General features: G+C 73.0%; 11 protein-coding genes. 3 read left to right on the top strand and 8 right to left on the bottom strand.

Translation table 11 applies throughout. The features are described from left to right. The first annotated feature begins 111 nt into the window (after positions 1-111). Positions 112-1,716 (top strand): NAD(P)H-binding protein, encoded by a 1,605-nt coding sequence (locus ACIQ8B_RS24550; RefSeq protein WP_403549634.1) that lies wholly within the window; start codon positions 112-114, stop codon positions 1,714-1,716. A gap of 77 nt (positions 1,717-1,793) precedes the next feature. Here ACIQ8B_RS24550 and ACIQ8B_RS24545 read toward each other — a convergent pair whose 3' ends face one another. The 8 genes from ACIQ8B_RS24545 to ACIQ8B_RS24510 all read right to left on the bottom strand — a co-directional run bounded on the left by ACIQ8B_RS24545 (position 1,794) and on the right by ACIQ8B_RS24510 (position 10,453). Further along, on the bottom strand, positions 1,794-2,669 hold the full coding sequence (locus tag ACIQ8B_RS24545; protein ID WP_403549632.1) for a serine hydrolase: 876 nt from the start codon (positions 2,667-2,669) through the stop codon (positions 1,794-1,796). A gap of 458 nt (positions 2,670-3,127) precedes the next feature. Beyond that, on the bottom strand, positions 3,128-3,445 hold the full coding sequence (locus ACIQ8B_RS24540; protein ID WP_403549630.1) for an N-acetylmuramoyl-L-alanine amidase: 318 nt from the start codon (positions 3,443-3,445) through the stop codon (positions 3,128-3,130). A 117-nt stretch (positions 3,446-3,562) separates the two neighbouring features. After that, entirely contained in the window at positions 3,563-3,817 is a 255-nt protein-coding gene (locus ACIQ8B_RS24535; RefSeq protein ID WP_403549628.1) for a hypothetical protein, read from the bottom strand. A 160-nt stretch (positions 3,818-3,977) separates the two neighbouring features. Next, positions 3,978-4,736, bottom strand: coding sequence for an MBL fold metallo-hydrolase (locus ACIQ8B_RS24530; protein ID WP_403549626.1), 759 nt, complete (start codon positions 4,734-4,736; stop codon positions 3,978-3,980). Between the two features lie 54 nt (positions 4,737-4,790). Then, complete coding sequence (locus ACIQ8B_RS24525; protein WP_290011448.1) at positions 4,791-5,393, bottom strand: hypothetical protein; 603 nt, start codon at positions 5,391-5,393, stop codon at positions 4,791-4,793. 1,916 nt (positions 5,394-7,309) lie between these two features. Further along, positions 7,310-8,710, bottom strand: a complete 1,401-nt coding sequence (locus ACIQ8B_RS24520) for an FAD-dependent oxidoreductase (protein WP_403549623.1) — start codon at positions 8,708-8,710, stop codon at positions 7,310-7,312. A gap of 454 nt (positions 8,711-9,164) precedes the next feature. Next, entirely contained in the window at positions 9,165-9,854 is a 690-nt protein-coding gene (locus ACIQ8B_RS24515; protein ID WP_403549690.1) for a response regulator, read from the bottom strand. After that, positions 9,770-10,453, bottom strand: coding sequence for a hypothetical protein (locus tag ACIQ8B_RS24510; RefSeq protein WP_403549621.1), 684 nt, complete (start codon positions 10,451-10,453; stop codon positions 9,770-9,772). Before ACIQ8B_RS24510 ends, ACIQ8B_RS24515 begins: the two co-directional genes overlap by 85 nt. A 139-nt stretch (positions 10,454-10,592) precedes the next feature. Between ACIQ8B_RS24510 and ACIQ8B_RS24505 the strand changes: the two genes are divergently transcribed. Together ACIQ8B_RS24505 and ACIQ8B_RS24500 are read left to right on the top strand one after the other, a co-directional pair. Then, on the top strand, positions 10,593-11,579 hold the full coding sequence (locus tag ACIQ8B_RS24505) for a lysostaphin resistance A-like protein (RefSeq protein ID WP_403549619.1): 987 nt from the start codon (positions 10,593-10,595) through the stop codon (positions 11,577-11,579). 45 nt (positions 11,580-11,624) lie between these two features. Continuing rightward, positions 11,625-12,449, top strand: coding sequence for a BTAD domain-containing putative transcriptional regulator (locus tag ACIQ8B_RS24500; protein ID WP_403549617.1), 825 nt, complete (start codon positions 11,625-11,627; stop codon positions 12,447-12,449). Positions 12,450-12,457: the final 8 nt, after the last annotated feature.

Below are 12,457 nucleotides of genomic sequence, written 5' to 3'. Positions count from 1 at the left end.
AAGGTGAGGTGGACCCAGCGTTCACCTAGGCAGTCGACGCGTCACGAGCAACACGCCGAGCCGCAACCCTGACCGCATCAGCGGGCGTCGCCGCGCTCGACCACCAAAAACATGTCTAGGCAAATACCGTTAGGTGGTCGTCCACCAAAGGGGGTCGGTCCGGGCGGGCCGCCACCCGCCCCGCAGCGCAGAGAGAGACAGGACTGCTCAAATGATCACCGTCAGCGGAGCCACCGGTATGTCGGCAGCCGTATCGTCCAGCGTCTGCGCGCCACGGGGCACGCGGTGCGCGCGGTCGTCGGCGCGGGCGGGAAGCCCGCATTCACCCCCGGTGACGGCCTGGAGGCCGTGGAGGCCGATTTCCGCGATGCCAGGGCCGTCCAGCGCACGGTCGACGGTGCCGACGCCTACTTCTTGAAGTCACCGCCGAGCGAGCGGCAGGTCGAGTGGCAGCGCATCCAGGTCACGGCGGCGGCCAAGGCCGGCGTGGGCCGGGTCGTGAAGCTCTCCGCGTACGACACGGGCGCGGACTCCGGGTGGAACATGGGCCGCCGGCACTGGGACGGCGAGCTGGCGCCGCAGGAGTCGGGTCTGCCGCACGCCGTTCTGCGCCCGCAGTACGTCCAGCAGAACCTGCTGCTGGACCAGGCCGCCCCGCGTGCGGGCAAGCTGGTCACCTACATCCCTGACGGCCGGCCCGTCGGCATGGTCGACGCCGCCGACATCGCGGACACGGCAGCGGTCCTGCTGACGACCGAGCCGCTCACCGGACAGATCGTGGTGCCCACCGGCCCCGCCACCGTCACCACCCGGGAGGCGGCCGACGTCATCGCCTCCGTCCTCGGCGCCGGCATCGAGATCGACTACGTCGACACCGACCGCGCCTGGAGCGAGCTGCGCGCGGCGGGCAGGCCCGACTGGTGGATCGCCGACCTGCTGAACATCTGCCAGAAGTCGTCCGCCGAGGTCAACGGCGACGTGCCCACCCTCACCGGGCACACGGCCCGGACCGTCAAGGACAGCGCCGGGAGCGACCTGGCCGCCCGCCGACACACCAGCGCCCCCCACCGCCGGCACGGGCGGCGGCACGTGAACCGGCGGACGGCGACGGACGTAGCCAGGGGGCGGGGACCTGGCACGGGTCTTCCGGTCCCCCTGTACATCCGGATCCCGCAACGCCGTACGCCGTGTCATCGACGCCGAGAAACAACGCTTGGAGCATTCATGCGCATACGCCGCACATTCGCGGTCATGGCCCTCGCCCTCACAGCGGTCGGGGTGTCGTCCACCTCCGCCGGTGCCGCCTCGGCGGACAGGTTCACGTTGACGAACGTGGCCACCGGCAAGTGCCTGGTGGGCGAGAAGTCCGGCGCGGACCACCTGCTCGCCACCGCGGCCTGCCCGCGGCAGCACGACGACTGGGAACTCGTCAGGGTGAACAACGTGCCGCTGGTGAGGAACGTCTCCATCGGCAAGTGCCTCGACGGGAACACGGCCGGCCGGATCTACCTCTCGGACTGCACATCCGCGGACCAGGGGCAGCACTGGTTCGGCACGTGCTCGTCGCACGGCTACATCACCCACGCAGTCACGAACAAGCAGCTCACCGGCTGGAACGACGGACGGCCCACGCTGCGTGCCCTGAACGACGTGGACAACCCCGACAAGCAGAAGTGGCGCCTCTCCGCGCTGGACTCGGACTGCCCCAACGCCTGATCGCGTGACACCGTGCCGTCCTGTTCCAGGACGGCACGGCGGTCGAGGGCCGTCGTGCACGAGGCCGGGGCCGGAGGTCAGCGGGCGCGCAGGGCGTCCACCGCCATGCGGGCCGCCGTGCCGATGGCCGCGTCCGCGTCCGGCAGATTGGCGGCCGTGGAGGCGGAGCGGGTGAAGACGGCGACCGCGTACCGGCCCCCGTCGGGGTACTCGACGACACCGACCTCGTTGCGCACCGTGGGCAGGCTGCCGGTCTTGCCCGCCACCCGCACATCGTCGAAGGGGAACCCGGAGGCCAGCCGGTGCGGCCAGACCTGGAGGCCCATGACACGGCGCATCGCGGCACAGTGCTCCGCCGGAGCGGCCTCGTCGGTCCACACGGCGGTGAGCAGCCGGGTCATGTCCCGCGGGGTGGTGCGGTTGGTGCGGGCAGGGTCCAGTGCCCGCAGCCGGGCGAGGGCGTGCGGAGTGAGCAGGGCGGCGGGGCCGTCCGGGCCGATGTCCTCACGGAGCATGGCGAGCATGCCGGCGAAGTCGTGCAGGGCGAGGGTGTGCTCCAGTCCCAGACTGGCCGTGGCCCGGTTGACGGCGTCCGTACCGACGCGTGCCATCAGAAGGTCGGCGGCCGCGTTGTCGCTGACGGTCATCATCAGGTGGGCCGCGTCCCTGAGCGAGAGGCTCACGGGGTCGAGCAGGGCGGCGAGGCCCGTCGGTCCCGCCGTTCGCCCGGCGACGGCACACTCGACCCGTTCGGTCAGATTCACCACTGCGTCCGCGCCCTGCCGGTACAGAGCCACCAGCAGGCAGAGCTTGTGCACGCTGGCGGTGACCACCGGCCGGTCGGCCCCCGCGTCGATCTGCGCGCCGGAGTCGATGTCGACGGCGTGCAGGCTGCCGGTGACGCCGGCCTCGGCGAAGGCGGCGTGGATGCGGCGGACGGGGGACGGCGTCACAACAAGTACTCCGCTGCCGGGCGCAGGTGGAGGGGGCGGCAACCTCCGGTCCGGCTCCGGCGGTCGCCCTGAGCGCGTCACCGACGGCTTCGGCGAACGTCTGGACGGCGGTGTCGCCGCGGCCCCGGAGCCAGACCACGGACGAGCGCACCGCGAGCGGAGTCCCGGCCAGCGGGCGTCAGGCGACGGAGGGGCCCGACGCGCCGCCGACGTCGGGACGGGCCGGGTCGCGGGGTGCGAACGCGACGACGTCGGCCGACAGTATCAAGCCCCGGACGAAGCCGGTTCCTTGCCCGTGCCGGACGGCGGGCGGCACGTAGCCGTTGCGGGCGCAGGTGGTCAGCAGGCCGTCGTACAGCGCGGGGGTGTCGGGAGCCGCCCGCCCGTGGCACGGCGCGGACTGCGTGATGTGACGGACAGAGCCGGCCGCTCCTCGGGGACGAGCGGCCGGCTTGGGGTCAGCTGCGGGACAGCACCGCCGCGACGTCCTCGCGCAGGGCCGGCAGGTCATCGTGGAGGACGGCGCCCGGGCACTCCGTGGTCAGCCAGTCCCGGTGGCCGCTGATCACGTTCACCCTTCGGGTGACACCGTTGACCGGGTTGACAAAGGTGCCGACGGCCCGCGGGCCGAGGCCGTGGGCCGCAGACAGTGAGGCCAGCAGGGTGGTCAGGGAGTCGCGGGCGGCGGGTGCCGGGGACCGCCCGGTGAAGGTCTCGAGCAGGGCGATGCCGAGGTTGCCCGAGTTGTAGCCGGTGGTGTGGAAGGCGGTCACCATGTTGGTGTGGGCATCGACCGGGCGCCTACCGGGGAGACGCCGTCCCTCCCGCGCGGGGTGGAAGGGATGATTCCGCAGTAGGCCCGCCTGTCCCTACGGGCCGGAGGCGGCCGGGGTTCAGCCGACGGGCGCGGGTACCTTCTCGACGTACTGCTGGGTGCCGGGCGAGGTGTCCTCGGCCGTGAAGTACCCGCGGGTGCGCAGACCGGTGCCGAGGTCCTCACCGGTGACGCTGAACCCGCCGGGCGGGGCCGTCCGGTCCAGCGTGCCGCGGAAGCGGTGGATCGTGCCGTCCGGCAGGACCCGGGTCACCAGCACGGTGTCACCGGTGCGCGGGATCTCGGTCGTGGGGCGGGGGCGGGGGCTGTCCATCCGCTGCTCCTGTTCTGTCGCGTCGCGTTGCTCGTCCGCGTCCGGGGCCCGCCGATGCCGCCTGGCGGACGTGCGGACGAACGGACGCTTCCCTCGTGGCAACGGCGCCGGGGCCGGTGCGGTTCACGCACCGGCCCCGCTCGGCCGGACCGGGCGCCGGTCAGCGCGCGGTGGCCAGGGCCCGGGTCCGCGCCTCCTCCGCCGCCCGTGCCACCGGCCCGTGGTGAACTGGGCCGTGACCGGGCAGCAGGAGGTCGGCGTCGAGGGCCATGAGGACGTCGAGCGAGGCCACGGCGCGGGACCGCTCGTGGTGAAACATGTCGGGCAGGATCTGCGGGCCGGTGACGCGGGAGGTGGGGTGGCTGCTGACCAGGGCGTCTCCGGAGACGAGCGCCCCGACGTCCGGCAGGTGGTAGGCGCAGTGGCCCTCGGTGTGGCCGGGTGTGGGGACCGGTACCGGCCGGCCGGGCAGCTCGAGCGCGCCGGCCGCGGGGAAGGGCCGGGGCTCGGCGACCGGATGCTGGGCGGTGCCGCCGGCGCGCAGGGTGTGCACGGCCCACGGCAGGACACCGGGCCGCCAGGCGTTGCGCAGCACCGTGCCGACGGACACCTGATGGAGGAACTCACGGCGCGCGTGCGGCACTTCGGCCTCGTGCAGGAGGACCGGGGTGCCGTAGGTCGTGCGCAGGTACTCGGCGGACCCTAGGTGGTCGTTGTGGGCATGGGTGAGCAGTACGGCCGCCACCCGCTCCGGTGCACTGCCCACCTCCGTCAGCGACTCCAGCAGGAACGCACGGTCACCGGGGTACCCCGTGTCGATGAGGGTGGCCTCGTCGCCCTCGGTCAGGATGATCCAGTTGGTGTTGCTCCCGTGCACCAGGTAGGTGCCGTCGGCGACCTGGCGGATGTCCGCGCGCATGGGTCCTCGTTCTCGTCTGTTCTCGGGCTCGTGGGCTTGGGGTGGTTCGGCGGTTCAGCGGGACTGGAGCGCGTCCAGAGCAACGGCCTGAGCGATGGCGAGACGGCGGTCGAGGTCGGGTGAGGCGATGTCCAGGACATAACGGTCGACCAGGCTGAACTTCTTCGTCACGGACATCACCGTACGGCCGTCCGCGCCCGTGAAGTCGAAGTGGTAGGGCCAGGCGAACGGCAGCATGTCCACGAAGGGCACCACTTGCCAGACCCGGCGCACAAGGGCGACGAAGGTGCTGCGTTCCCGTCCGGTCAGCGGCTCCTGTCCCTCCTGGCGCAGCATCCAGGTCGAACGGAGCAACGAGGACCGGAACTTCTTCTCGAAGGTCCCGACGACCTGCCCGTCCGCGTCCGTCACGTCGTACCCGGCGCCCAGGTCGACCACACTGCGCGCCCGGAAGGCAAATCGGAGTCGTTCCTCGTCCTGGCTCTCGTAAAAGGCCACCCGCTCCTTCAGCACCATCCGCTTCTGCTGCGCGAACGCCACGGTCTCCCCGTCCGCGCCGTCCGGCCCCGCCGCGGTCACCTCGTACTTGTTGACCGCGAGAGCGACTTTCTGCTTCACGTGGAAGCGTTCCTGCCGCTGCATGAGCGCCTCGTCCATCAGAACCTCCTGCCGTTCCGGTACCCGTCTCCACGTCCGTCCGGGCGGACGGGTTCGGCGGGGCGGGCCGGGGACGGGCCGGGCAGGGATGCTGCCGTGGCTCGGCACGAAGCCCCTGACTCCTCCCCAGGAGTCAGGGGCTCCCTGTCCGGGCCCCACAGCCCTTCCACTCGCTTCAACGTCAGGGGGGCAGTGCGGGTTCACGGTGCCGGAGGACGACTGGCACGCCGTTCTCCGGCGCACCCCTGAGCCGAAACGCGGGGCCGTCGTACTTCTGGGAGCAAGGCCATGGCCGGACGGAGCCGCCGGGAGGGCGGCCCCCGGCCACGACGGAGGACGAATGGAAGGCACATCGATGCCCGCCGGCTGGCAACCCGACGAGGACGGACCGCGCCGCGCGAACGATGACCAGGGGGCCGCGGACTCCGGCGCGCCTCCGGACGGCGGCGCTCCCGGATCGGGTTCGGGCGGCCGGTCCGGGGCGGAGGCCCCGCCGCGACCCTGGCCTCGATACCCGGAGGGGCAGTGGGAGGCGGCGAGTCATGCCCTGGCGGCCGCGACGACCGGCAGCTGCCTGGCGCGGCGGGACGCGCGGGGTGCCGGGAGGGCCCGTGCGATTCCCATGGCCGGCGACGCCACGACGCGGGCGGCGGAACACATCTGCTCAAGCACGTCGGCGCCGACCGCTGTCTGGACACCGACGAGACCAAGCTCTACCTCTCCGACTGCACCACCGAGGACACCGGGCAGGTCTGGCGCCTGACGGCTGCGGCGTCGTCGTCAGCGTGCCGTTCGTGACCCGCGTGACCGCCACGGGCGGCGGCGGAGCGTCGGCGTCGGGCCCCGCCCGGCGCGCCCCGTCGCTCTCCGACGGCTGCTGAACCGCCGGGCGGGAGGGCGGCCCCGGCCGTCCCTCCCCCTCCGGCAGGGCGCTACCCGGTCACACCCCCACAGACCGGTCCGGACCCGCGGCACTCCCCTGACGTACTCAGAGGGCACCCACCGGTGCGGCACACGACGCGCGCACCGGTTCTCATCAACGAAGCGGAGCCCGCTGATGCCCGTCGTCCTGGTCCACGGTGTTCCCCAGACCCCTGAGGTCTGGGACGGACTGCGCCCCCTGTTGGGCCGCGACAGCGTCGCGCTGTCCCTGCCCGGCTTCGGTACCCCGCTGCCGGAGGGGGCAGCCCCGGCCAAGGAGTTCTGCGCCGACTGGCTGGCCGACGCCCTGAAAGAGCTGGACGCCCCGATCGACCGTCGGCCACGACTGGGGCGCGCTGCTGACCGCGCGGATCGCCACGACCCGGTCGGTGTCGCTGCGCAGCTGGGTGATGGACGTGGCCTGCATCTACCGCCCTTCCTACGTCTGGCACGACCTGGCCCGGATCCGGCAGACGCCCGAAGCGGGTGAGGCGTTCATGGACCACGCGCTGGCCACACCGACGGACCCTCCCGAGAGCACCGCGTCGGCGATGCGCGGCTGGGGCGTGCCCGAGGAGCACGCGGTGGCCATGAACGGGCGGCTGGACCGGACGATGTGCGATGCGATCCGGTCGGCCACGCCGAACGTGTTCGCCGACTGGGGGGACGACGACCGGCGCCCCGGAGAGCCCCGGTCTGGTGCCGATACCGGGGAAGGACCACGTGGAGGACGCCGTGACGTCCCGGCGGACGGCCGACCTCCTCGGCGCGCCACACCGAGATGCCTTACCTCGGGCACTGGTGGATGCTGGAGGACCCCGGGCACAGTGCGTGGGAACTGACCACGTTCTGGGACTCACTGAGCTGACCGGCCACCCCGCGGAGCACCTGACAGCCTGTCACACACCGGGGCGGGGGCGCGATACGTGCCCCCGCCCCGGTGTCTTCCCCGCGTGCACCGTGCCGCTCGCGTGCCGCCTTCTCGAGCATTCCGGTCAGGCCGGCCGGCCGACCGTCTGCAGCAGCCGTGCCCGGTCGGGTGCGCCAGACGCGTAACGCGGGCGCCCGGTGGAGAGTTCGACGACCCGCTGTACCAGGCCGGGCTTGATGAGCGCCTCCTCCGCGGAGGCGAGCTGGGAGGCCACCAGGCCGTAGCCTCGGACCACGTCGGCGTCGAGCGTGACCGCGGTGTCCAGCGCGGTGCGCAGCGCCCAGGCCGGGTCGTCGGTGCTGTAGGACTCGCCGCGGATCTCGGCGTCGATCTCCGCGAGCCGGTGCCGGTTCCAGGTGTCGCCGTCGAGCCATATCGGCCAGAACTGCTCCTCCAGATCCGCGTCGAGGGCGAGCACGAGGTCCGCCGGGTCGCCCAGCCCCGTACGGCGGACGACGTCGCGCAGGGTCTGGGCCTGGCCCAGCCCAGCGGTCATCCCCATGCCGAACTGGGGGTTGAGGGTCATGTGGGCGTCGCCGATCGCGACCAGACCGGTGACGGCCGGCTCGCCGTCGCTGACCCACCGGCGGTGCGTGGTCCCCGTACCGGCCATGACACGGACATCGCCGTCGGGGACGCCATCGCCCCAGTGCGCGGCCTCCGGGTACAGGGCGAGGACCGCGTCCCACACGTCGGGGTCGCTCAGCGGGCGCAGGGCCTGGTCGCGGCCGGAGGTGACCAGCGTGACCGACCAGTGGTCGCCGTCGCCGGGGGCGGTGATGACGGAGACGCTGTCGTGGTGGGTGAGCGGCCAGTAGCGGGAGACGGGCAGGCCGCGGCCGTCGGCACGGAAGAACCGTGAGTAGTAACGGAACCCGGTCTCCTCCCGCAGTTCCTGGGGCACCGCGCCGAGTCGCTCCAGCATGGCGGGCAGTTCGGTGCGGCGCCCGGAGGCGTCCACCACGAGGTCGGCCTCGATGCGGGTGCCGTCGTCGGTGACGACGCCGGTGACGTGCGGGCGGCCGTGGACGCGCGGTTCGCCGGTCAGCAGCGCGCGCACCCGGGAACCGGCACGCAGGGTGACGCCGTCGGTGTTCGCCGCGGCTCCCTGGAGGGCGGCTTCGAGCACGGGCCGCCGGGCGGCGTACGTCTCGTACTGCTCGTCGCCGGGTCGGCGCGGGCCGACGGTTCCGGCGGCCCACACACCGGCGAGCATGTCGTGGGAGCGGCCGCCCGCGTCGAGTATGCGGCGGACCGCGTGGGGGGTCTCCCTGTCGAGGATGCGGGCGCCGCCCGGCATGAGGATGTGGGTCTGGCCGTACTGCTTGACCCCCTGGCGGGACTGCGGTGCAACGGCCCCCACCTGGTCGCGGTCGAGCACGGTCACCCGATGCCCCTCACGCGCGAGGATCATGGAAGCGAAACTGCCGACGATACCGGCGCCGATCACCAGGATGTGTGTCATGCGGACTCCTTGGACGCTGACTGTCTTCGGTCAGAGGATCCGGCGCACCACTGTTCATTCGACAGGTCACTTTGCTGACCGGTTCCTGCCGCTTACGCCCGGCCCTCACCACAAGGACACCCGGCACTGCTGGAGGAGCAGTGCGCAGGCGGCGGCGTCGAGGATCTCGTGCGAAGGGGCCACCGCCCCATCACCCCGGCGTGGACCGGGGCCGGCCGGCTGTGCCGGTCCCGGCGGATCGTGAGGAAGACGCCATGACACCCGTCCCCCCACGGGCCCCGGCACCACCCGGCGCGCCCACCCGCCCCCGCAGCGGCCTTGGGCGTCCTGTGCGAAAGACGCGCCGCCACCCCGTGAGCAGGCCGACAGCGAAGCCGGGCGCGACCGTGCGGCGAGCGGTTGGACCGGAGCACGCCGGACTGATCGGCCGCCGCCACCGGGCCCGGTCACCCGCTCAGTGCGGTGCGGCGACCGGGTCCTCCAGAGAGCCCTGGGGCCGGATCAGTCCGGACTCGTAGGCCAGGATCGTCGCCTGTACGCGGTCGCGCAGTTGCAGCTTGGTGAGCAGCGCGTTGACGTGCGACTTGACCGTGCCGGTGGTCACGCCGAGCTGCACTCCGATCTCGGCGTTGGTCAAGCCGGAGGCGATCAGCAGCAGCACCTCCCGTTCGCGCGGAGTGAGCTGGGCGAGTTGGCCGGAGATCTCCGGCGGCAGGGGCGCTCCCTGCGCGAACTGCCCGATCAGGCGCCGGGTGACGGTCGGGGCGAGGATGCCCTCCCCAGCGGCGACCACCCGGATCGCGGTGAGCACGTCCTCGGGCACGGCGTCCTTGAGCATGAACCCGGACGAGCCGGCGCGCAGCGCCTCGTAGACGTACACGTCCAGGTCGAAGGTGGTCAGGACGAGCACCCTCGGGCTAGTCTCCAGAGCGGTGATCAGCCGGGTGGCGGTCAGTCCGTCCATGCCGGGCATGCGGATGTCCATCAGGACGACGTCGGGGGCGGTCTGTTCCGCGAGCGCGACCGCGCTCGTGCCGTCACCCGCCTCGCCGACGACGGTCAGGTCCGGTTCGGCGTCGACGACGGCCACGAACCCGGCGCGCACCACCGCCTGGTCGTCGACGACCAGTACGCGTATGGCGATGTCAGGACCTCCTCCACAGGGACCGGCACGGTGCCGGGCGGGACGGACACCCGCAGCGTACCGGTCCGGTCCACGCTCATCCGCCCGGACGCCGACTCCGCCTGCACGCGCAGCCGTTCCGCGACCGGACCCGCCGCCGCCCAGCGGCCGCTCAGCCATTGCCGCCGCGCCTCGCCGAGTCCCGCGCAAGGCACGTACAGGGAGGCCGTGATGCCGAGCTGGGTCAGCGACGCCACCACCGAACTGGCGTAGAGGACGTCCGGCAGCCACACGCAGCCGACGACGGCGGTGCACAGGGCCGTGATCCGTCCGCCGCAGCGCACCGCGACGGAGTGGAGCGCCACGAGGACCGCCGGGTTGGCGAAGTACTCGGGGGCGGCCAACGCGCCGGTCAGCATGCCGGCCACCGTCCCGGCGAGCGCGAGCAGGGGTTCGCTGCGCCGCCGTCCCAGCGCGACGAGTTGCGGGACGATCCCGGCCAGCATGCCCGCGGGCAGCAGTACCCCGGAGACCTCGTCCGACAGGAGCGCGATGGCGAGGATGCCCGCGTTGGGCACGGCGAGGATGGCCGGCAGCAGCCAGTTACGTGTGGATTCCATGCCGGGTGTGAGCGTGGGCCACCCGCGCCGCACCCGCGTCTGCCCCCGGCGCGGGGGGGATGTCTCCACCCCGGGATAGAGACACCGTTCGTGCCGGTGGCGGACGCCCCGGGCCTGCCGCGCCGAGACGCTGGTGCACATGGCCGCTGAACCTCTGCTCACCGCGCTCCCCTGTCACCGGATGGCGCGTTACACCGGGCATCACCGCTGGTGGCGTCCGGTGCTCGGCCTCCTGTTGCTGCTCACGGGCCTGGCCGTGGCCTTCCTGGTGATCGACGCGGTGGTCCACGCCGCGGGTCCCGCCGCCGGGATGCGGGAGCTGCCGGACGGCTCGATGCGGCTCGGTGAGCGGGGGGCGACGGCCATGGGGCTGTTGTTCATCGCGTCGCTGCTGCCGCTGGTGCTGCTGGCGGTGCGGTGGCCGGGGCGGCGTCCGGCGGGCACGGTGTCGTCGGTGACGGGGCGGCTGCGCTGGCGGTGGCTGGGCTGGTGCCTGGCGGCCGCAGTGCCGGCCGTGGCGGTGCTGGCCCTGGTGGTGGTCCTCGTTCCGTTCGACGACACCTCGGGTGTGGCGGCGGAGCCGGATCAATGGGTGGGCTGGTCGTCGTTCGCGGTGTCGATGACGGTCGTGGCCCTGTGCGTGCCGTTCCAGGCGGCGGCCGAGGAGTACGTCTTCCGCGGCTGGATGATGCAGGCGGTGGGCGGTTTCCTGCACTCGCCGTGGTTCGCGGTGGTGCCGCAGGCGGTGCTGTTCGCCGCCGCGCACGGCTGGGGCACCGTGTGGGGCTTCGCCGACCTGTGCGTGTTCGGCCTGGTGACCGGCTGTCTCACCGTGCGCACCGGCGGTCTGGAGGCGGCCATCGCCCTGCACGTGCTGAACAACCTGCTGGGCTACGGCTTGGCCGCGACCGTCGTGGGCGGCCTCACCGGCGCGGAGACCGCGGCCGACTCCCCCGTCCTCCTCGCCGTGGTCGACATGGCCGTCATCGTTCTCTACGGGGCCCTCGTGCTCTGGCTCGCCCGCCGCCACCGGCCCCAGCGGATCTCCGCCTCGGCCCCGCGCCCGGTGGCGATGCCGCCGTACCCGACGGTTCCGCTGCCCGGCATCCGCGTCGTCCGGCCGTAGCGACGCGCAAGCCCGTTGACCCTACCGACAAGCAAAGGGGCAATCATGTCCACGCAAGCCGCTGGTGTCCGCTTCGGCCTGCTCGGGCCGGTGACCGCCACCCGGGAGGGCGTCGTCCTCGACCTCGGTCCGCGCCAGCGGCGCGTGCTGCTGATCCGGCTGCTCGTCGCCCGCGGCCGCGCGGTCAGCCTCGGGCAGCTCAGCGACGACCTGTGGGAGGAGCGCGTCCCGACGCGGGCTGCGACCTCGGTGCACGCGCACATCAGCAGACTGCGCCGCGTCCTGCACCCCGCCGAGCCCTCCGCGGCGGTGCAGGACGGTGTCCTCGCCACGACGCCGTACGGCTACGTCCTGCACGTCGCCGACGAGGACCGGGACACCGTACGGTTCGAGCGCGCCGTGGCGGCCGGGCGTCAACTACTGGACGCCGGACGGCCGGAGCGGGCCGCCGAGGTGCTCACCGCGGCCCTGTCCCACTGGCGCGGCGACGCCCTGGAGGACGCCGCAACCCTGCCCTTCGCCGCCCGGGAGATCACGCGTCTGACGGAGTGCCGGCACGACGCGCAGGAGCTGCGTGCGCGTGCGCTGCTCATGGCCGGGCGGCCGGACCAGGCCGTGCTCGCCGCGCACGCCCTCATCGACGAGGAGCCGCTGCGCGAGTCCGCGTGGGATCTGCTACTGCGGTCCCTGTGGCTGCTGGGCCGGTCCGCCGAGGCAGCGCAACAGTACGACCGCGCCCGCCGGATCCTGCACGAGGAACTGGGCGTCGGTCCCGGTCCGGCACTGCGCGGGCTGCGGCGGGCGATGCAGCGGCACGACCTGTCCGTGCTCGGCACGGACAGCCACCGCCGCACGCGGGTCGCCTGCTGACGCCCGCC

This window comes from Streptomyces sp. NPDC096105, assembly GCF_044763335.1.
Classification (GTDB): domain Bacteria; phylum Actinomycetota; class Actinomycetes; order Streptomycetales; family Streptomycetaceae; genus Streptomyces.
This window is presented reverse-complemented; position numbering and strand designations above follow the sequence as displayed.

Excerpts from the sequence above, each read along its gene's own strand:
- ACIQ8B_RS24550 (WP_403549634.1), top strand. The coding sequence starts at position 112 with ATGTCTAGGCAAATACCGTTAGGTGGTCGTCCACCAAAGGGGGTCGGT.
- ACIQ8B_RS24540 (WP_403549630.1), bottom strand. The coding sequence starts at position 3,445 with ATGGTGACCGCCTTCCACACCACCGGCTACAACTCGGGCAACCTCGGC.
- ACIQ8B_RS24535 (WP_403549628.1), bottom strand. The coding sequence starts at position 3,817 with ATGGACAGCCCCCGCCCCCGCCCCACGACCGAGATCCCGCGCACCGGT.
- ACIQ8B_RS24530 (WP_403549626.1), bottom strand. The coding sequence starts at position 4,736 with ATGCGCGCGGACATCCGCCAGGTCGCCGACGGCACCTACCTGGTGCAC.
- ACIQ8B_RS24525 (WP_290011448.1), bottom strand. The coding sequence starts at position 5,393 with ATGGACGAGGCGCTCATGCAGCGGCAGGAACGCTTCCACGTGAAGCAG.
- ACIQ8B_RS24520 (WP_403549623.1), bottom strand. The coding sequence starts at position 8,710 with ATGACACACATCCTGGTGATCGGCGCCGGTATCGTCGGCAGTTTCGCT.
- ACIQ8B_RS24510 (WP_403549621.1), bottom strand. The coding sequence starts at position 10,453 with ATGGAATCCACACGTAACTGGCTGCTGCCGGCCATCCTCGCCGTGCCC.
- ACIQ8B_RS24505 (WP_403549619.1), top strand. The coding sequence starts at position 10,593 with ATGGCCGCTGAACCTCTGCTCACCGCGCTCCCCTGTCACCGGATGGCG.
- ACIQ8B_RS24500 (WP_403549617.1), top strand. The coding sequence starts at position 11,625 with ATGTCCACGCAAGCCGCTGGTGTCCGCTTCGGCCTGCTCGGGCCGGTG.